The 19,600-nt window shown below is 55.8% G+C and carries 19 protein-coding genes; all 19 read right to left on the bottom strand.

Annotated features, from left to right (window positions below; translation table 11 throughout):
- Nucleotides 1-4: 4 nt before the first annotated feature.
- The gene (gap, locus tag AURMO_RS03225; protein WP_110233129.1) at nt 5-1,012 is read right to left on the bottom strand and encodes a type I glyceraldehyde-3-phosphate dehydrogenase; all 1,008 of its coding nucleotides are present in this window, start codon (nt 1,010-1,012) and stop codon (nt 5-7) included.
- 129 nt (nt 1,013-1,141) lie between these two features.
- Nucleotides 1,142-1,768 (bottom strand): superoxide dismutase, encoded by a 627-nt coding sequence (locus AURMO_RS03220; protein WP_110233128.1) that lies wholly within the window; start codon nt 1,766-1,768, stop codon nt 1,142-1,144.
- A gap of 96 nt (nt 1,769-1,864) precedes the next feature.
- Nucleotides 1,865-2,839, bottom strand: coding sequence for a DNA-binding protein WhiA (gene whiA, locus AURMO_RS03215; protein WP_110233127.1), 975 nt, complete (start codon nt 2,837-2,839; stop codon nt 1,865-1,867).
- 48 nt (nt 2,840-2,887) lie between these two features.
- Nucleotides 2,888-3,766: an RNase adapter RapZ gene (rapZ, locus tag AURMO_RS03210; protein ID WP_110233126.1), complete on the bottom strand. Its 879-nt coding sequence runs from the start codon at nt 3,764-3,766 to the stop codon at nt 2,888-2,890.
- A gap of 109 nt (nt 3,767-3,875) precedes the next feature.
- A complete protein-coding gene (locus AURMO_RS03205) occupies nt 3,876-4,796 on the bottom strand; it encodes an RluA family pseudouridine synthase (protein ID WP_110234858.1) in 921 nt (306 codons plus the stop codon).
- Nucleotides 4,786-5,463 carry a signal peptidase II gene (lspA, locus tag AURMO_RS03200; protein ID WP_239406861.1) on the bottom strand — a complete coding sequence of 226 codons (678 nt, stop codon included), beginning with the start codon at nt 5,461-5,463 and terminating at the stop codon, nt 4,786-4,788. The genes AURMO_RS03205 and lspA overlap by 11 nt, the downstream gene beginning before the upstream one ends.
- Nucleotide 5,464: 1 nt before the next feature.
- Entirely contained in the window at nt 5,465-6,028 is a 564-nt protein-coding gene (locus AURMO_RS03195; RefSeq protein WP_110233125.1) for a DivIVA domain-containing protein, read from the bottom strand.
- 117 nt (nt 6,029-6,145) lie between these two features.
- On the bottom strand, nt 6,146-6,448 hold the full coding sequence (locus AURMO_RS03190) for a YggT family protein (protein WP_110233124.1): 303 nt from the start codon (nt 6,446-6,448) through the stop codon (nt 6,146-6,148).
- A 39-nt stretch (nt 6,449-6,487) separates the two neighbouring features.
- Entirely contained in the window at nt 6,488-6,940 is a 453-nt protein-coding gene (locus AURMO_RS03185; protein ID WP_110233123.1) for a cell division protein SepF, read from the bottom strand.
- Nucleotides 6,941-6,974: 34 nt separating this feature from the next.
- Nucleotides 6,975-7,685 carry a YggS family pyridoxal phosphate-dependent enzyme gene (locus AURMO_RS03180; protein ID WP_110233122.1) on the bottom strand — a complete coding sequence of 237 codons (711 nt, stop codon included), beginning with the start codon at nt 7,683-7,685 and terminating at the stop codon, nt 6,975-6,977.
- A complete protein-coding gene (gene ftsZ, locus AURMO_RS03175; protein WP_110233121.1) occupies nt 7,686-8,867 on the bottom strand; it encodes a cell division protein FtsZ in 1,182 nt (393 codons plus the stop codon). It abuts the gene before it with no gap.
- Nucleotides 8,868-9,006: 139 nt separating this feature from the next.
- Nucleotides 9,007-10,155, bottom strand: a complete 1,149-nt coding sequence (locus AURMO_RS03170) for a cell division protein FtsQ/DivIB (protein ID WP_110233120.1) — start codon at nt 10,153-10,155, stop codon at nt 9,007-9,009.
- 5 nt (nt 10,156-10,160) lie between these two features.
- A complete protein-coding gene (gene murC / locus AURMO_RS03165; RefSeq protein WP_110233119.1) occupies nt 10,161-11,558 on the bottom strand; it encodes a UDP-N-acetylmuramate--L-alanine ligase in 1,398 nt (465 codons plus the stop codon).
- Between the two features lie 67 nt (nt 11,559-11,625).
- On the bottom strand, nt 11,626-12,708 hold the full coding sequence (locus AURMO_RS03160) for a UDP-N-acetylglucosamine--N-acetylmuramyl-(pentapeptide) pyrophosphoryl-undecaprenol N-acetylglucosamine transferase (protein WP_110233118.1): 1,083 nt from the start codon (nt 12,706-12,708) through the stop codon (nt 11,626-11,628).
- Nucleotides 12,708-14,030: a peptidoglycan glycosyltransferase FtsW gene (locus AURMO_RS03155; RefSeq protein ID WP_162532655.1), complete on the bottom strand. Its 1,323-nt coding sequence runs from the start codon at nt 14,028-14,030 to the stop codon at nt 12,708-12,710. Before AURMO_RS03155 ends, AURMO_RS03160 begins: the two co-directional genes overlap by 1 nt.
- Nucleotides 14,008-15,504, bottom strand: a complete 1,497-nt coding sequence (gene murD / locus AURMO_RS03150) for a UDP-N-acetylmuramoyl-L-alanine--D-glutamate ligase (RefSeq protein WP_110233116.1) — start codon at nt 15,502-15,504, stop codon at nt 14,008-14,010. Before murD ends, AURMO_RS03155 begins: the two co-directional genes overlap by 23 nt.
- Before the next feature lie 10 nt (nt 15,505-15,514).
- Nucleotides 15,515-16,609, bottom strand: coding sequence for a phospho-N-acetylmuramoyl-pentapeptide-transferase (mraY, locus tag AURMO_RS03145; protein WP_110233115.1), 1,095 nt, complete (start codon nt 16,607-16,609; stop codon nt 15,515-15,517).
- Nucleotides 16,606-18,012, bottom strand: coding sequence for a UDP-N-acetylmuramoyl-tripeptide--D-alanyl-D-alanine ligase (locus AURMO_RS03140; RefSeq protein WP_110233114.1), 1,407 nt, complete (start codon nt 18,010-18,012; stop codon nt 16,606-16,608). The genes mraY and AURMO_RS03140 overlap by 4 nt, the downstream gene beginning before the upstream one ends.
- On the bottom strand, nt 18,009-19,583 hold the full coding sequence (locus AURMO_RS03135) for a Mur ligase family protein (RefSeq protein ID WP_110233113.1): 1,575 nt from the start codon (nt 19,581-19,583) through the stop codon (nt 18,009-18,011). Before AURMO_RS03135 ends, AURMO_RS03140 begins: the two co-directional genes overlap by 4 nt.
- Nucleotides 19,584-19,600 lie beyond the last annotated feature (17 nt).

Below are 19,600 nucleotides of genomic sequence, written 5' to 3'. Positions count from 1 at the left end.
TTCTTTAGAGCTGTTCGCCGACGTACTCAGTCAGGTCGACGAGACGGTTGGAGTAACCCCACTCGTTGTCGTACCAGCTGGAGATCTTGACCTGGTTGCCCAGAACACGCAGCAGACCAGCATCGAAGATCGACGAGTGTGGGTCGGTCACGATGTCGCTCGACACGATCTCGTCTTCGGTGTACTTCAGGATGCCCTTGAGGGGACCTTCTGCAGCAGCCTTGAATGCAGCCTTGACCTGCTCTTCGGTAACTGGCTTCTCCACCTGGATGGTGAGGTCAGTGATCGAACCGGTTGGTACGGGAACGCGCAGTGCGAAACCGTCGAGCTTGCCGTTGAGCTCAGGCAGAACCTTACCGATGGTCTTTGCAGCACCGGTGGAGGAAGGAACGATGTTGATAGCTGCAGCGCGTGCGCGGCGCAGGTCAGAGTGAGGACCATCCTGGAGGTTCTGGTCAGCGGTGTACGCGTGAACAGTGGTCATCAGACCGGTGATGATGCCGAATTCCTTGTCAAATACCTGCACGAGAGGTGCGAGGCAGTTGGTGGTGCAGGAAGCGTTTGAGATGACGTGGTCAGTAGCCGCGTTGTACTTCTCGTTGTTAACACCCATGACGAAGGTAGGAATGTCGTTGCCGGTGGGAGGAGCAGAGATCAGAACCTTCTTGGCGCCTGCAGCAATGTGCTTGCCAGCGGATGCGCTGTCGGTGAAGCGACCGGTTGACTCGATAACGATGTCAACACCGAGCTTGCCCCAGCCGAGGTCTGCAGGGTCGCGCTCTGCGAGAACCTTGATCTTCTTGCCGTTGACGATGATGTTTTCGTCATCGTGCGATACATCTGCGTCCAGACGACCAGTTACCGAGTCATACTTCAGCAGGTGAGCGAGCACCTTGGTGTCGCTGAGGTCGTTGACGGCAACAATTTCAATGTCTGCGCCCTGAGCGAGTGCAGCACGGAAGTAGTTACGTCCGATACGGCCGAAACCGTTGATTCCAACTTTGACAGTCACTTCGTCTCCAAGTGATGTTAGGGAGCGAAATGCTCCAGTGGTGGGGATGGTGGAGGGAGGGTATTACGTTGATGAAAAATCAGTAGGAACGGGTGCCCCGAAAAGCTTCAGGACACCCGTTGTCAACTACTAAGAGAATAGCAGGACGCTGGAAGCGCCCTTGCGTGCAGCGTCGAAACGCGCCGAAACATCCGCCCAGTTGATGATGTTCCAGAAAGCGGTGACGTAGTCACCCTTCACATTCTTGTAGTCCAGGTAGAAGGCGTGCTCCCACATGTCGAGCATGAGCAGAGGAATGGTTCCTGCTGCGATGTTGCCTTGCTGGTCGTAGAGCTGCTCAATGATGAGGTTCTTGCCGAGTGCATCCCAGGCCAGGAATGCCCAGCCGGAGCCCTGCAAACCAAGTGCAACAGCGTTGAACTGTGCCTTGAATGCGTCGAAGGAACCGAAGTACTCATCGATTGCTGCAGCGAGTTCGCCGGTGGGGCGCTCTTCGGTGCCAGGAGTCAGGTTCTTCCAGAAGATGGAGTGGTTGGTGTGTCCACCGAGGTGGAATGCCAGGTCCTTCTGGAGCTTGTTGATGTTGGCGAAGTCGTTCTTCTCACGTGCTTCGGTGAGCTTCTCGAGTGCGGTGTTCGCGCCGTCAACATACGCCTTGTGGTGCTTGCTGTGGTGCAGCTCCATGATGGTTGCGCTGATGTGAGGCGCAAGTGCTGCGTAGTCGTAGTCGAGCTCGGGCAGTGTGTAGTTAGCCACGGGTGTTCTCCTTAGAACGTGCGGTTGAGTCTTACTGGATGTAACCGTCTCGACAACAAGTTTATTGCCGAAAAGCTGAGTTATTTTTGAGAAGTTTTAGGCGTCAATATCGTCGGGAACAGCGGATTCGGTGCCGGGAACGCCCAGATCCTGTGCGCGCTTATCTGCCATGGCGAGCAGACGACGAATACGTCCGGCAACGGCATCCTTGGTCATCGGAGGATCAGCGTGGTGTCCCAGTTCGTCCAGGCTGGCGTCACGGAAGTTCAGGCGCAACTCACCTGCATACTTCAGGTGTTCTGGGATGTCGTCACCCAGAAGCTCGAGTGCACGCTCTACGCGAGCACATGCAGCCACGGCAGCCTGTGCCGAGCGGCGCAGGTTCGCGTCATCGAAGTTGACCAAGCGGTTGGCCGTGGCACGCACTTCTCGGCGCTGTCGCAGCTCTTCCCAGTTCTTGACCGTCTCGGTTGCTCCCATAATGGTGAGCACGGCAGAGATCGCCTCATCTTCACGAATGACAACGCGGTGAACACCGCGAACTTCACGAGCCTTTGCCGCGAACTGGAGGCGGTTTGCTGCCCCCACGAGTGCCATGGCGGCCTCGTTGGTGGGGCAGACGATTTCCAGTGCTGCCGAGCGGCCTGGGTCGGTCAGGGAACCTGCAGCCAAGAATGCACCACGCCAGATCGCAGAAAGGTCTTCTAAATTACCGGTGGTGAGCTTGTTGGGTAGGCCACGGATGGGACGACGGCGAGCATCGAGGAGGCCCGTCTGGCGAGCCAGCGTTTCACCGTCGAGGACGCGCACGAGGAAAGTGGGAGCGTTCTTGCCACCCGAGTTGGGTGAGAGACGACCTTCAGAGCGAACACCGTAAATCTCAGCCAAATCCTTGCGCACGCGGGTGGCGAGTTCCTGAGAGTCTAGTTCTGCTTCAACAGCAATACGACCCGAGATGGTGTGCAGACCACCCGCAAAGCGCAGCACGGTGGCCAGTTCTGCCGTGCGCACGCTGGTCTTGCCAGCACCGACGGTAATCAGTTCTTGTTTAACGTTCTCGGTGAGACCCATATCCCCAAATTCCTCTTTGTTTCTTCAGTAATGATGTTGTTGCAGTCGCTATTCGCGACCAAAATCTCTGTGTTTGACCCTCACAACGACGCCAGGAAGCTCAGCCAAACGCTTTGCTAGTTCCTCGGTCAGAGCAACCGAGCGGTGCTTCCCGCCGGTGCAACCGATAGCAATCGTGGCGTGACGCTTGTTTTCTCGCTGGTAACCGGCCAGAACAGGCTCAAGTGCCTTGGCATAGTTCTCGACGAACTCCATCGCACCAGGCTGCCCCAAGACATAATCCGAGACTTCCTTGTCCATGCCGGTGCTCCCCCGCAGTTCTGGAATCCAGAACGGGTTGGGCAAGAAGCGGCCATCAGCAATGAGGTCCACATCTGTAGGAGTTCCATATTTGAAACCAAAGCTCATCAAGTTCAGACGAACACCGGCGGTGTCTTCCTGAGCGAACTGCTCTGTAATCAATGTAGAGAGCTGGTGAATGTTGAGATCGCTCGTGTCCACGACGATGTCACTGCTTTCACGCAGTGCCGTCATACGAGAACGCTCAGCAATGATGCCATCCAAGATGGTGCCATCGCCTTGGAGTGGGTGCGGGCGACGAACCGATTCAAAGCGACGAACCAGCGACGCATCGGTAGCGTCCAAGAACAGCACGCGCACGACTGTCTCTGTCGGCATCGACTGGATGATCTCTTGCAGGTTCTCAAAGAAGTCACGGCCACGAACGTCCACCACAGCGGCAATCTTGGGCAGGTTTGCTCCTGCCTTATCTGCTAGCTCAACCAGAGGGCGCAGCATCTGCGGGGGGAGGTTGTCGACGACATACCAATCGAGGTCTTCGAGGGCATTGCCCACGGTCGAACGACCAGCGCCAGACATACCGGTGACGATGAGCACTTCCTGCTTGTTGCGGGATTGCTCGGGCATAGTCACTTCCTTGATATCTGGGGCGTGTTACGGCGTGTCGTTCAAGACTAGCCATATGCGACACGCCGAGAAACTCCTGAGGGCAAAACCTTTGCCTAGGAGTTGAAGGTTAGCCCGCGGCGAGAACGTCGAGTGCGTGTTGCAGATCTGCAGGATAGGCAGACGTGAACTCCACATATTCACCCGTGGCGGGGTGAGTGAAACCAAGTTTGTGAGCATGGAGCCACTGGCGCGAAAGGCCCAGACGTCCACTGAGTGAAGGGTCTGCGCCATAAAGGCTATCTCCGACACACGGGTGGCGTTGGGCAGCCATGTGAACACGAATCTGGTGAGTACGACCCGTCTCGAGCTTGATCTCGAGCAACGAGGCAAAAGGGAACGCTTCGAGTGTTGTGTAGTGAGTGACGGCATGCTTGCCATCGTTGGTGACCGCAAATTTCCAGTCAGAACGAGGGTGACGCCCAATAGGAGCATCAATAGTTCCTGCCAGAGGGTCCGGGTGGCCCTGCACTACCGCGTGATAAATCTTGTTGACTTCACGATCGTGGAATGCCTGCTTGAGTGCGCTGTAGGCCTTCTCGCTCTTGGCCACGACCATGAGACCGGATGTGCCCACATCGAGGCGGTGCACAATTCCTGCACGCTCAGCAGCTCCTGAGGTGGCAATGGTGAATCCCGAAGCAGCAAGAGCACCGAGGACGGTGGGGCCATCCCAACTGGCGGCAGGGTGTGCTGCCACGCCCACGGGCTTATCCACGACGACGAAGTCGTCATCGTCATAGACGATGCCAAAATTGGGCACCATCATGGGCACAATCTCGGGACCGCGCTTTTCTTCCCAGGACACCGTCAAGAAAGCTTCAGCTCGGAGTTTGTCTGATTTACCGAGGGCAACACCGTTTTGCTCTACTCCCCCGGCTTCAGCGATCTCTGCTGCTTGAGTGCGGGAAAAACCGAACAGACGAGCTAAACCTGCGTCAACACGAACACCATCAAGGCCATCGGGAACAGGAGTGGATCTAGTTTCCACCTGAGCCACCATCTCCAAAGGAACCACCATCGACGGTGCCATCAATGCCAACTGATTCGCCACCACCGAGAACGCTGGAGGTCGTGCCTGCGGCACCCAGCAACACTGTTGCACCAGCGTCTGTAGAGCCAGTAGGGCGAGACTTTCGTGGCTCGCGAGTGCCATCGATGTGGAAACCCATCAAGGTCAGCAATACGAGCAAGCACATGCTCGAGACGATGGCGATATCAGCCACGTTATAAATCGCCGGCATCATCCAGGGTGTGGAAATGAAGTCAATGACCAGACCATTCCCAAACTGCACGACTCCCTCGCCGTTTTCTTTGGTCAAACGGTCCGTGAGGTTACCGAGGGTTCCACCCAGGAGTAAACCAAACACCACCGCCCAGGCGATGGAACGAATTTTGCGTGCGAACACAATAATGACCACGGTGACAACCGCGGCAAGGATGGAAAACACCCAGGTTGTGCCAGAAGCAAGCGAGAATGCTGCACCTGGATTACGCACGAAATAGAACTGGAGGAAATCCCCCAGAATGGGTTGGCTCACACCTTCAGTGAGGGTCGACATGACCCACAACTTGCTGAGCTGGTCAGCGGTGTAGACAACGACAGCAGTGATGCCCAGAAGCATCAATACAGCCCACACGGGCCGTTTTACCGCCACGTTAGTTCTTGGCTGAGTCACCAGTTACATTGAGCTCATCAAGCTCGACCAACTGGTTAGAAATGTAAGAGCGAAGCTTTTCGCGGTATTCCTTCTCAAAACCACTGAGTTCAGCAATAGCCCTCTTCAGCGTTGCCTTCTCAGTTTCAAGGGTGGAGAGCTGAGCCTTTGCGGTTGCTTCTGCTTCAGAAACAAGGCGAGTAGCGGTCTCGTGACCTTCAGCGATGAGAGCGTCACGCTTCTCAACACCTTCACGAACGTGCTCTTCGTGCAGACGGCGGGCAAGAGTTAGCAGATCATTTGCGCTAGCAGTTGCACTGGTGTCATCGACTACTGCAGGTGCAGGGGTGGAGACAGGGCGTGCAGGAGCTGCTGACTCGCCGCCTTCTAGACGTGCCTCGGCAGCTTCAAGCTTGGTCTTGAGTTCATCGTTCTCAGCGGTGAGACGACGCAGCTCAACAACAATTTCGTCCAGGAAGTCATCGACCTCGTCCTGATCGTAACCTTCGCGGAACTTAGTCTGCTGAAAGCGCTTGTTTACTACGTCTTCTGGCAATAAAGCCATGTCGAGCCATCCTCAAGTGAGAGATACAAAAATATGTTGTCTAAGTGACAACGTCCCTAACGCTACCAAAAGAGTTGGGTGGTGCGGAAACCCCTGAGGAAGAATTACAGAGGTTAACTAAAGAACCATCAGGTATTCGGCGATATACATCGCCACAATTGCGGCCAACATGACCACGGTCCAGCCGAAATCAAGTGCAATAGCACCAAAGCTCATGGGCTTGACGAATCGACGAACTGCCTTCATCGGCGGATCAGTAATGCCATAAACAACACCGCTGATTACCAGCAGGAAGCTGGGCGGACGCCAACCCGGGCGCATCGCACGAATGAAGTCAAGGATGAGCCGTGCCCACATGGCAATGACAAATACCAACAGTGAGTAGTAAAGAACTACGCCGAGAATGCCTACTACAGACATAAGTTTCTTTCAGCACGCAGCCACACAGTGGCGAGCGGCTTACTCACCGAAGAAGGTGGTGTCGACTTCAGCGGTCTCAGCAGCTGCATCGCCCGAAACAGCAACGTGTGCTGGTGAGAGCAGGAATACCTTGCTCGTGACGCGCTCGATCTTGCCAAAGAGACCCTGTGACAGACCAGAAGCGAAGTCAATGAGACGACGAGCGTCTGTTTCGGTCATCTGCGAGAGGTTCATGATGACGGGAACGCCTTCACGGAAGTTTTCTGCAATTACCTTTGCGTCCGAGTACTGCTTGGGGTGGACGGTGACGATTTCGTTCATGTCGCTCGCTGCCTGGTTCTTTGCGGTGTTACGGCGAAGGGGGGTTACCTGTGCACGACCAGCAGATACGGGAGCAACCTGAGGTGCTGCAGCATATGCGGGTGCGTCGTAGCTCGTGTCCTCGTCAGCGAGACCGAGATAGACCATGGTCTTCTTGAGTGGGTTGGACATTGAGTACCTCCAGGAATAAAACGTCTAATTGAGATTAACCGGAAACAGGTCTGTTTCCCGTGATTGCAGAGCCAATTCGTAGGTGTGTCGCGCCTTCAGAAATGGCAGCGGCATAGTCGTGGGACATGCCGGTAGAAATGTAGGTTGCTGAAGGGATCACAGTCTGAACTCGTTCCGATGCGGCACGAACACGAGCAAAGGCAACGCGAGGCTCTTCATCAAGTGGCGCAACCGCCATCACGCCCAGCAAGTTGAGGCTGGGTTGCGCGGCAACGAGCTCGGCGAGTTCGACCACATCAGCGGGTTGAACACCCCCACGGGCAGGATCTTGGGTCAAGTTCAGCTGAACAAAGCAATCCAATACCTCAACAATGTTGTTTTCCGGCTCCCCCTCGGGGGTGAAAGCAGCATTTCCCAAAGCGGTCACCAAACTGGGTCGGTCAACCGAGTGCACCACACTGGCGTATTTGCGGGCAGCACGAGCCTTATTGGACTGGAGCTGACCAATGAAGTGCCAGGTGAGATCAAGTTCAGACAGCTCAGCTGCCTTGGCTTCGGCTTCTTGGTGACGGTTCTCCCCCACGTTGCGCACGCCGAGATCATACAGATCTCGCACGAGCTGAGCAGGGTGGAACTTGGTCACCACAATCGTGGTGAGATCGTTGACGTCGCGCCCTGCATTACGGGCCGCCTCAGCGATTCCCTCCTGTACGAGCGAAAGACGCTCGGCTAGGGAGGCGCTCACTTACTTGAGGAAGTCGGGGATGTCGAGGTCGTCATCCTCGTCGACGTAGGAAGGAGTGACAGAGACGTGGCTCGTGGTCGCAGGAGTGGTCATCACTGCGGCAAGCTCATCATCTGCGAAAACGCCGGTGGTCGAGGTGATCACGGTCTCGGAGTAGATGCTCTCACCTGCGGGGAGTACCGAACCGGTATCCGTTGAGGTGAATGCGCGGCGAGGCATGGCCTTGTGCGTGGGCTCGCCACCATCAAAACCAGCGGCGATAACCGTGACGCGAACTTCGTCCCCCAGAGTGTCATCAATGACGGCACCGAAGATGATGTTGGCCTCAGGGTGAACGGCTTCGCCGACCAGTGCAGCAGCGTCATTGATCTCGAAGAGACCAAGGTTGGATCCACCCTGAATGGAGAGAAGAACGCCACGGGCGCCTTCGATGCTGGCCTCAAGCAGGGGTGAGGCTACGGCCAGCTCGGCTGCCTTGATCGCGCGGTCTGCCCCGCGTGAGGAACCGATTCCCATCAGGGCAGATCCAGCGCCCTGCATTACCGACTTCACGTCTGCGAAGTCGAGGTTGATCAGACCAGGAGTGGTGATGAGGTCTGTAATTCCTTGAACACCAGCCAGGAGGACCTGGTCTGCAGTTGCAAAAGCTTCCTGAACGGAGATGCTGCGGTCGCTGATTTCGAGAAGACGGTCGTTGGGAACAACGATGAGAGTGTCAACCTCGGCGCGGAGGGCAGCAACACCGGTGTCCGCTTGAGCTGCACGGCGCTTACCTTCGAAACCAAAGGGCTTGGTCACAACACCAATGGTCAGTGCACCAATGGACTTGGCAATCTTTGCCACGACAGGAGCGGCACCTGTTCCAGTTCCACCACCCTCACCTGCGGTGACAAAGACCATGTCAGCACCGGCGAGGGCTTCTTCGATCTCTTCTGCGTGGTCTTCTGCAGCCTTGCGGCCTACTTCGGGGTCAGCACCAGCACCGAGGCCACGGGTGAGCTCACGGCCAATGTCGAGCTTGACGTCTGCTTCACTGAGGAGGAGAGCCTGTGCGTCAGTGTTGACGGCGATGAATTCAACACCCTTGAGACCAAGCTCAATCATGCGGTTCACAGCGTTTACGCCACCACCGCCGACGCCGACCACCTTGATGACGGCGAGGTAATTCTGATTCATTGACACGATGTGGCCTCCGCTAGAACCCTAAAGTTCAAGTCGAACCTTAAAGTTATGCTCAGTATGCATTTCTTGATTTGAGAGTAGGTCGAAGCATCCCACTCCCCTGCGCGACACGCCCGTAGAAGACAGATCAGCGAATGAATTAACGAACGACCGCTGTTTTGGGCGACGAGACGTCGTACTCGCTGACGGAACCTACCGGGTTCACTGCAAGCAATTGGGTCAAAACCCGGTTCTTCATGGCCGCATTTTCTGGACCACCCCAGAACACACGAGCGCCACCAGTCAAGACCAGGGTGACATCATCGGTCGTGTTAGCAATCACTTCTTCAAGTTGGCCGGCAAGGGCACCAGGCAGAGAGTTAATCACATCAACAGCTGCCACAAAGCCCTTGGACTGAGCACTGCCACCTTCAACTGTGAGGATGGGAATACCTGGTGTTTTTTCCGTGGATTGCTCCAGAACAACTCCGGCAGGATCAACCATGATCAAGTTGCCATTGACCGAGAGATATCCAATCGGGCTTCGTTCAACAATCTTGATCAGCAGTGTGTGCGGCGGCAGGGCAACGGTGGAATAGCTCTTCACCAGAGGCTGGGCTTCCACCGCCTTGCGAACGGCACCCATATCAACCAAAGGAAGTGGCTTGTTGATCTGTGGCTGAAGCGCTGCCATGATCTGATCTGCCGGGACGCGAGTAGCGCCCTCGACAGCAATGGTTTGCAATGCCAGCACCGGAGTGAATACTCCGACGCTGACAAAAATCATGATTGCAGCAAGAGAACCGGCAACGGATCCCCAGATGATCTTGCGTCGACGCAAATGTGCTGTGAATCGACGCACTTCATCACGTTCAAATGCTTTGCGGGCTTTGACGGCCTCTTTGAGTTTGCGTTTGGCTTCAGCAGCTTCCTGCTGGGCCTTAGTGAGGCGACGAGCGGGACGACGAGGTTCTTTACGCTCTTCGGTCAATACTGGCGTTACAGGCTTCCCTGGCTCGCTAGCAGGTCGACGAATGCCTTGAACCCGACTGCCCACTGCATCCACTCGAGCCGGAGCAGCAGGAGTCACGCGAGTGCGCTGTGAAGCCAGTGCTGCAGCGCGGTGTGAGGCTTTCTGGGCCTTACGCTCCGCACGCGTGAGTTTAGGTGGCTTGGGCGCCTTTGCAGGCTGAGGGGCTTTTGCGGGCTTGGCGATTTTGGATGCCTGAACAGGCCGAGGCGTTGCCGCAGCCGATTGAGGCGCTCGGGGCGGTGGAGTTGCCCCTCCAGGCCCAACAGGACGTTTCATGAGAGTTACTCAGTAGCTTCTAGAGAGGCCAAGATCTGAGGAATGATGCGATACACATCACCACAACCCAACGTGATGACGTAGTCACCGGGCTGAGCGATAGCTGCGATGTGGTCTGCAGCTTCTTGCCAATCGGCAATGAAGGCCACCTTGGACTGGTCGGTGAATTTCTCTGAAACCAATGCACCGGTGACACCAGGAACGGGATCTTCACGGGCTCCGTAGACATCCAGCACCACGGTGAGATCAGCATCATGTTCGAGAGTGTGTGCGAATTCACCACAAAAGTGCTGCGTACGACTGTAAAGGTGAGGCTGGTGAACGGCGATAACCCGACCTTCGCCCACAACGGTGCGAGCAGCACTGAGCACAGCGTTAACTTCGGTGTGGTGGTGGGCATAGTCGTCATAGACGCTCACCCCACGACGAATCCCGTGAAGTTCAAAGCGACGTTCAGTTCCACCAAACTCTGAAATAGCAGCCAGCGATGATGCAGCGTCAAAACCTAAGCCCACCAAAGTGGCAAATGCACCGGCAGCGTTTAAAGCGTTGTGACGGCCAGGAACCTTGAGCTGGGCGGTGTACTTCGTGCCCAAGTACTCAATGGTGAGGGTCACTCCCCCAGTGGTTGTATCGATGTGAGCAAGACGAACATCGGCATGTGCTGCTTCTCCGAAGGTCAACACACGAGGGCCTGAAATCTTGTGGGTCACACGAACAGCACCTGGATCGTCACTTGAGATAACAACCAGTTCCTTGGCGGCAGAGGTGAAGTCAACAAATGCCTGATCAAAAGCTTCGAGCGATCCATAGTGATCCAGGTGATCCGCATCCACATTGGTGACCAGTGCCACTGCCGTGTCATAGAGAAGGAATGAACCATCGGATTCATCTGCTTCGACGACGAACAGTTCACCCTCGCCATAGGCAGAACTCAAGCCATAGGCCTGAACTACTCCACCGTTGACAAAGCTGGGGTCGGCCCCAAGCTCACGAAGCCCGGTAACAATCATTCCGGTGGAGGTGGTCTTGCCGTGAGCACCGGCTACAGAGACCAGGCGAGAACCACGCGTGAGCCATTCCAGCGCCTGCGAACGGTGCAAGATAGTCAGTCCACGCTGCTGGGCCAGAACATACTCAGGGTTGTCCTGCCACAGCGCACCGGTGACCACCAAGGTTTGTGCATCACCGAGATTGGCAGCGTCGTGCCCAATGTGAACGCTCACGCCCAAATCACGCAGTGCCTGAATGTTGTTGGAATCGCGAACATCGGAACCCGTGACAGTGATGCCGTTGGCGAGGAAAAGTCTTGCAATACCGCTCATGCCAGAGCCGCCAATACCCACCATGTGCACGGTGCCCAAATGTTCGGGGGCAACAACGCTGGGGTCTGGCTTAATCACAGTCGAGCTTTCTTCTCAGAGGGCAGCAATAAGCCACCACGTTCCGTTATAACGCAGAAAGCTGAGCCTAAGCCGATGACAGGGCGGCGTCGATGAGATTCATCATGCGAGCAGTTCCATCGCGCATGCCCACGCTCGCAGCCTGAGTGCCCATCTTTTCAAGGGCAGCTTCATCACGTAACAGTGGAATCAGAGTCGAGTTCACCCAGGCAGGTGTGAAGTGTGCATCAGAGACCATCACGCCTCCCCCGGCCTTCACCACACCGGCCGCATTGAAACGCTGTTCGCCATTACCCACCGGATAGGGCACGTAGACAGCCGGAACTCCCAGTGCCGAGAGTTCCGACACCGTAGCCGAACCAGCACGAGAGACCACCATGTTTGCTGCCGCCAGTGCGAGATCCATTCGATCGCAGTAGTCCAGAGCAATGTATCCAGGTAGTGAGGGCAGCGCCTCGGGCTTGTTTTGCCCAACAATATGCAGGACCTGATACCCCGCGGCCACAATGTCCGCGGCTGATTCTGCAATGGTGGTGTTGATGGATCTGGCTCCCTGAGAACCGCTAGTGACCACGAGGACAGGCCGGTGAACTTCTAGACCAAAATGCTCACGGGCAGCAGAACGTGCTGCTGGAATATCGAGGGTCTCGATTTCTTTCCGAAGCGGAGTTCCCACAGTCGTGGCATGAGGCAATGGAGTTCCCTCGAAGGTGACACCCACGTAAGGGGTGCGCAGAGCGCCCCATCTGTTGGCTAAACCAGGCTTGGCATTGGCTTCGTGAATAACGAATGGAATACCTGCTTTGCGAGCAGCGGCATAAGCCGGTGCCGCGCTATATCCACCCACACCAATAACGACATCAACATGTCGGTCAGTAATGAGCTGAGAGATCGTCTTCACTGCTTGAGGCCAGCCAGCGATGAAGCGCTTGGAGGAGGAAACTAATCCACGGATGCGGGGAAAAGGGATCCTCGGAATGGTGACGAGTTCAAATCCACGCGCAGGCACCAATGTAGATTCCAGGCCTTCAGCCGTTCCGACGCACACAATCTGGGCCGCCGGATCTCTGCGACGCAGTTCATCCGCCATGGCGAGCATGGGGTTCACGTGCCCGGCAGTGCCACCACCAGCCAGGAGATAACTCGTCATCAGCTGCGACCTGATTGGGGCTGGCGGGTGCGTGCCTGAGGAGTTTTCGTGCGATTCTGGGTTCGTGGCTGGCTCCGAGAGCGAGTCCGCTTGATGGGTTTCTCGTCCTTAGTGAACGAGAGCACCACGCCGATGGCAAGCAAGGTCATAATCAGCGCCGAACCGCCAGAACTCAGCAACGGCAAGGGAACACCGAGAACGGGAAGTACTCCCACCACAACACCGATGTTCACGAATGCCTGACCCACAATCCAGATCATGATTCCACCGGTCACAATGCGGACAAGGGGGTCCTGTGCTTGGCGAATAATGCGCACGAATGCCACCGCCAGGGTCACGAACAGGGCGATGACAACCAGGCACCCGATCATGCCCAGCTCTTCACCGATGATGGCGAAAATGTAGTCGTTATCTGCCGCAGGCAGCCAGGACCATTTGGCTTTAGATTGCCCCAAGCCAACACCAAAGATGCCGCCGTTGGCCAGTGCCCACTTGCCGTGGAGCGGCTGCCAACACGCATTGGTGTAGTCAGTACAGTTCTCATTCAAGAACGACATGATGCGCGCCATACGGTTGGGGCTAATCAGTGCCATAAAGAGCACGCCAACCGCACCCAACACCATGGGCACACCGATCATGCGACCGGCAACTCCAGAGAATGCCAAGCAGCCCAACACAATGGCAAACAAGATGATGACTGTTCCCAGGTCTTGACCCAGAAGAACCACAAACATGGCGATGTAGACAGGGAAGATTCCACCAAAGATGCGGAAGCTGTAGGGACCAACGCGGTCAATAATCGCTGGCAGGTTCACCCCAAGCCACACCGCAATGGTGAGCTTGATCATCTCGGAGGGCTGGAACTGAATACCCACATCGAGCCAGTTTCTGTTACCACCGGATTCAACACCCAGAGGGGTAAACACCAAGAGCTGTAAACCGATGGTGATAAACAGGGCAATGTTTGCCCACTTACGGAAGAACACCAATGGAAGGCGGCTGATGCCCAGCATCAGGGGAAGAGCTACGAATGCCGCAATTGCTTGCTTGAAAAATCCGCTAAAGAATCCGCCATCTTGCAAAAACGAGTCCACGGCCGAGGCGGACAACACCATGATCAAACCCAGAATCACAGTGAAGAGAGTCACACCCGCGAGGAGATAGAAGTTGGGCGATTCTGCCTTGAACGCTTTCTCCAGCTTGAAGCGTGTGGCAAGACCACCTGGACGGGTAGGGGTTGAAGCCTGTGGCGCCGGGCGAGTTGACGTGCGAGGAGTGGCAGATGGTCTGCGGGGCTGGCTAGTGCGAGGCGGAGTCGCCATCCGCCTCACCTCCAACTTTGTCTCGAACAGCCTGTGCGAAGAGGCGTCCTCGCTCGGCATAGTCAGTGAATTGATCCATCGAAGCTGCAGCTGGAGCCAACAACACCACGTCACCGCTGTGTGCTAAATCTGCGGCCAAGTTCACGGCGTGAACCATGACATCACTAGTGTCATCCGCCTCCACCTCGAGCGCGGTGACCCCGGGCGCGTGTCGCTCGAATGCCGCTTTCACAGGTTCGCGGTCCACGCCAATAATCACAGCACCGCGAAGGCGATGTGCATGGCGGGAAACGAGTTCATCAATGTTCACACCCTTGAGCAATCCCCCCACGATCCACACGATGGATTCGTTGGCAGTCAGTGAAGCATCAGCAGCATGAGGGTTTGTCGCTTTGGAGTCATCAATCCAGGTGATCTCCCCCACGGATGCCACAACTTCATTGCGGTGTGAGTCGAGGCTGAACGTCTTCAAAGCTTCATAGATTGCCTCAGTTGGCGCCCCAAACGAGCGCGCGAGAGCACTTGCCGCCAAAATATTGGCCACGATGTGGGGAGCGGCCAAGCCCCGTTCTTCAAGGTCGCGAATTGTGGTGATTTCCAGGGCAGTGGAATGACGATCATCGAGGAATGCGCGGTCACACAAAATGCCATCGACGACTCCCAAGTCGCTCTTTCCCGGCGCTCCCAAGTCAAAGCCAATAGCCCTGGCGCCTTCCATCACGTCCGCATTTTCAACCATGCGCTCGGTGACTTTATCTGCCTTGTTATAGACGCACGCCACCTGGGTGTTCTCATAAATCTTGGCCTTAGCGGCAACATATGCCTCGAAGGAGCCGTGCCAGTCCAGGTGGTCATCAGCAATGTTCAACACAGCAGATGAATAGGGGTGAACGCCCGTCATCCAATGCAGTTGGTAGCTGGAGAGTTCCACCACAAAGACGTCAAAGCCCTGAGGATCACGAACTGCGTCAAGAACAGGAACGCCGATATTGCCACACGGTGCAACACGATACCCGGCAGCAGCCAGCATGGCAGCGGTGAGCTGAACTGTTGTCGTTTTACCGTTGGTGCCGGTGACGGCAAGCCACTCGGCTGCCTTGACCTTGTCTCGCACCCGCCAAGCCAGCTCGATATCTCCCCAGATGGGAATGTTGCGAGCTGCCGCCCATAGAAGAATCTCGTGGTCGGGGTGATACCCCGGAGAGACAACAATGAGCTCAGGATCAAATTCGACCAGCTCGTGGGGAACATCTTCACCCGAGCGTTCTTGAACATACGTTGCCCCAATAACGTCAACCATGGTGATGCGGAGCTCGTCTGCTCCGGAAGCAACAACCATGACTTTCGCACCAAGTTCAGCCAAAGTGTCAGCAACGGAGAAGCCGGTGACGCCCAGTCCTAAGACACCAACACGTAACCCTGACCAGTCGGCATGCCAACTATTCAGAGTGCTCAGATCGCGTGGCGAGGTCATCAAGTTCCGATTAGCGAGTAAGCCACTCGAGATAGAACATGCCCACACCGGTAATTACAAACAGTGCGGAAATGATCCAGAAGCGAACCACGACGGTCACTTCTGCCCAGCCCTTAAGCTCAAAGTGGTGGTGAATGGGTGACATCAAGAAGATGCGCTTACCCTTGGTCAGCTTGAAGTAACCGCGCTGAACAATGACCGAACCGGTGTCGATGACAAAGAGGCCAGCGAGGATGACCAGAAGAAGTTCGGTCTGGCTGAGGATCGCCAGGGCTGCCAGTGCACCACCGAGAGCCATCGAGCCGGTGTCACCGAGGAAGATTTGTGCAGGCGAGGTGTTCCACCACAGGAAACCAATCAAACCACCCACGATGGCTGCTGCCACGATGGCGAGATCCAGAGGATCACGAACGTCATAACACTTATAGGCAACCTGGGGGTCGAGACGTCCACTGAAGCAAGACTGGTTCTGCTGCCAGAAGTTGATAATGACGAATGAACCAATGGTGAAGATGGATGCGCCGGTTGCCAGACCATCCAAACCATCCGTGAGGTTCACTGCATTTGAAGTGCTGGTCACAATCAAGATAACCCACACCAAAAACGCAAACACAGCAAGCCATCCACCGAGAACAGCGAAGTTGAAGTGGGTGTTGCGGATGAAGGAAATACTCATCGACGCAGGGGTGATGCCGTTTTCATCGGGGAAGTTAATGGCCAACAAACCAAAGATCACCGCAACGATGACTTGGCCAAACACCTTGGGCCAACCCGAAAGGCCCAGGGAACGCTGCTTGTGAGTCTTGATGAAGTCATCAATGAACCCAACCAAGCCCAGACCGGTCATTAGGAACAGCACCAAAATGGCAGGCAGTTCAATGGTGGAGCCCGTGAGGAGCGATGCGAGGAAATACGCAATCACCACGCCAACCACGACGACAATGCCACCCATGGTGGGGGTGCCCTTCTTGGCGTGGTGAGCATCAGGTCCACCATCACTGATGAACTGGCCCCAGCCCACGCGGCGGAAGATACGAATGAAGACCGGAGTCATCAAGAGGGTGAAAAGCAGCGAGAGTGCGCCGGCGAGAAGAAGGGTACTCACGCGTATGCCTCTCCTAACCGATCTCCCAGGAACCGGAGTTTCGCCGAGTTCGACGACTTCACCAGAACAATGTCTCCTGCACAAAGCAGGCTCGATAGGTAATCGTATGCCTCGTCTGGGGTCGAGTAGAACTTCGACTCACCATCCCAGGATCCCTCGTTGATGGCAGAGATGTGGAGTCGACGTGCTCCGTCCCCCACAACGACCAGTTGGTCGATTCCCAGGCGCACAATCAACAGGGCCAATCTGTCCTGTTCTTCGCCGGCATATTCGCCCAACTCCGCCATCTCACCCAGAACCGCGATGGTGCGATTTTCAGGACCTGCCACTTGGCGCAACGTCTTCAATGCAGCTGCCATGGAATCTGGACTGGCGTTATACGCGTCGTTGATGATGGTGACGCCGTTGCCTCCCATGAGCTCCATGCGCCAGTGCTCAGCACGAATGACAGACTCCAGGCTGGCAACAATGAGCTCCAGCTCAAAGCCCAGAGTCAAGGCAATCGCTGTTGCAGCAGCGGCATTCATCGCGTGATGTTCACCGAGAACTTTGAAGCGAACGTGTGCGTCGCCGGCAGGGGTGTGAAGTTCGAACTCAGTTCCTTCAATCGAGGACGTGATGTCGCTCACTCGAACATTGGCTTCTGGACTATGACCGAAGGTGATGATTTCACCTGGTGCTGCAGATGCCATCGACATCACACGAGGATCATCGAGGTTCAAGATAGCAATGCCGTCAGGACCCAGTGATTCGATCAATTCCCGCTTTGACTCAACAGTGGTTTCAATGCCACCGAATTCGCCGGCATGAGCCAATCCAATCATCAGCACAGCGGCAATATCAGGGCGGACCATATCGGTCATCCGCTTGATGTGTCCCTTACCGCTTGCTCCAAGTTCGAGAACTAAGTAACGAGTGTCTTCGGTAATTTTCAACATCGTGATGGGTGTGCCCACCTCATTGTTGAACGAATCCCGAGGGAATACTGTGGGCCCCACTCGTTCACACATGCTGGCAACGAGGTTCTTCGTGGTTGTTTTTCCGTTAGATCCGGTAATGCCCACAACGGTGAGGTTCCCCTTGGCCCGCACACGCGCGACTACCTCTGTGGCAAGCCTTCCCATTGCTACGACGGTGTCATCAACAACAATCTGGGGAACGGTGGTCTCGACTTCGTGGTCAACAATGACAACCGCAGCTCCGTTTTCGACCGCTGCAGGAATGAACAAGTGCCCATCGGTGAATTCACCCGGCTTCGCCACAAAGATGTCGCCTGGAGTAATCAAACGCGAGTCAGTGTCAGTTAGCCCCGAGATCACGGTGTCAGCATTTGACCCTGTGCTTCCCAGAATAAGTGTTCCCTGCATCGTCTGAGCGATGTCTGCCAATGTCATCGAAATCATGCGGTGTGCTCTCCTCGAGGGGTGTAGCCAGCCTCAGTAAGAGCAGCTTTAATTTCTTCACGGAAGTTAAAAGCGATAGTTCCACCAGCAACTTCACGCTCGGTTTCATGACCTGGACCGGCATAAATGATGGCATCGCCTTCTCCTGCCTCAGCAATGGCCCGAGCAATAGCCGATTGAACATCGGCGACTTCAAAAATCTCAGCTGCACTGCCTGCTGATGTGGCGCCTTCACGCAGTGCGGCGCGAATCACGGCAGGGTCTTCCGTGCGGGGGTGGTAATCCGTAATGACAACTACGTCTGCGCCTTCGGCAGCAATCTTGCCCATGGCATGACGCTTAGTTTTATCGCGGTCTCCATCAGCACCGAAGAGGAAGACAACCTTGCCGGGAGTCACCTCGCGTACTGCTGTCAACAAACTCGAGAAGGCATCGGGAGTGTGACCGTAATCAAGATAGAAAACAGGGCCGGACTCCCCCGAGACAATCTCGGTGCGGCCAGGAACAACCACCTGGATACCGCCAGCGGCATTAACCACGTGTGCAATGTGCTCTAAATCAAAACCTGACTCGACCAGCATGACAATGGCCAGAGCTGCGTTAGAAGCCATGAAGCTGCCCAACAAAGGAACCGACGTTGTCAGTTCTCGGCCGTCTGGGCCACTCAGCACAAACGAGGTCTCACGCTGAGTCTGCTCTGTGACAGTCATCTTCCACTGGGCTGTATCCCAGCCAACCGAGTTGGGAATAGTCGCCACAGTGGTCAATGGAATAAGAGCCTCTTCAGCGAGGCGAACACCCCATGGGTCGTCAACCGTGACAACCCCTCTGCTGGCGATATCTGGGTTGAAGAGTTGAGCCTTAGCTGCGTAGTAGTCCTCGAAGTCCACATAGTCATCGAGGTGATCGTGACTGAGGTTGGTGAAACCCACGACATCGAAATGAATACCGTCGACGCGGTGACGCGTCATGGCTTGGGCAGACACCTCGAGACACACAGCCCGCACAGACGATTCACACATGCGCGCTAACAGTGCGTGCACTTCAGTTGACTCTGGAGTGGTCAATCCGCTGACCATGGCCACATCTCCGATGCGGCGTTCTGCTGTGGAGCTCAACCCATTCGTGACACCGAGTTGCTTCAGCAGAGCTGACAGGATGTAGACGACGGAGGTTTTCCCGTTTGTGCCCGTCACGCCGAATACGGTGGCATCCACATCCTGGTTTCGATAAATCCACGACGCAATATGTCCAAGGGATGCGCGAACTTCAGGAACAATCACGATCGGAATACCACATTCGTGTGCAATGTCAGCACCTGCAGCATCAGTGAGCAGCGCCACTGCTCCTGCATCGCGGGCTGCGCCAGCGAAAGATGCCCCATGGATTTTGGCCCCGGGCATACCAACGAAGACATCGCCTGGGCGAACGTCTTTGGTGGTGAGAGTGATACCCGATATTTCGATGTCATCGAGAAGATCTGAGGTGGTGAGTCCCAGTTCTGTGACGAGACCTGACAGCGCACGTGGCTGAGGATGCTCAGGCCTTAACGACCCAACAAAAGCACCCACTCGTGCACCACCTTTCC

Origin of the sequence: Aurantimicrobium photophilum (assembly GCF_003194085.1) — a bacterium.
Classification (GTDB): domain Bacteria; phylum Actinomycetota; class Actinomycetes; order Actinomycetales; family Microbacteriaceae; genus Aurantimicrobium; species Aurantimicrobium photophilum.
Note: the sequence above shows the minus strand (reverse complement) of the source record. Positions and strands in the feature narration are given on the sequence as shown.

Coding starts and splice junctions, on each gene's coding strand:
- AURMO_RS03195 (WP_110233125.1), bottom strand. CDS start 6,028: ATGGCTTTATTGCCAGAAGACGTAGTAAACAAGCGCTTTCAGCAGACT.
- AURMO_RS03190 (WP_110233124.1), bottom strand. CDS start 6,448: ATGTCTGTAGTAGGCATTCTCGGCGTAGTTCTTTACTACTCACTGTTG.
- AURMO_RS03170 (WP_110233120.1), bottom strand. CDS start 10,155: ATGAAACGTCCTGTTGGGCCTGGAGGGGCAACTCCACCGCCCCGAGCG.
- whiA (WP_110233127.1), bottom strand. CDS start 2,839: ATGGGTCTCACCGAGAACGTTAAACAAGAACTGATTACCGTCGGTGCT.
- AURMO_RS03140 (WP_110233114.1), bottom strand. CDS start 18,012: ATGATTTCGATGACATTGGCAGACATCGCTCAGACGATGCAGGGAACA.
- rapZ (WP_110233126.1), bottom strand. CDS start 3,766: ATGCCCGAGCAATCCCGCAACAAGCAGGAAGTGCTCATCGTCACCGGT.
- murD (WP_110233116.1), bottom strand. CDS start 15,504: ATGACCTCGCCACGCGATCTGAGCACTCTGAATAGTTGGCATGCCGAC.
- AURMO_RS03155 (WP_162532655.1), bottom strand. CDS start 14,030: ATGGCGACTCCGCCTCGCACTAGCCAGCCCCGCAGACCATCTGCCACT.
- AURMO_RS03160 (WP_110233118.1), bottom strand. CDS start 12,708: ATGACGAGTTATCTCCTGGCTGGTGGTGGCACTGCCGGGCACGTGAAC.
- AURMO_RS03185 (WP_110233123.1), bottom strand. CDS start 6,940: ATGTCCAACCCACTCAAGAAGACCATGGTCTATCTCGGTCTCGCTGAC.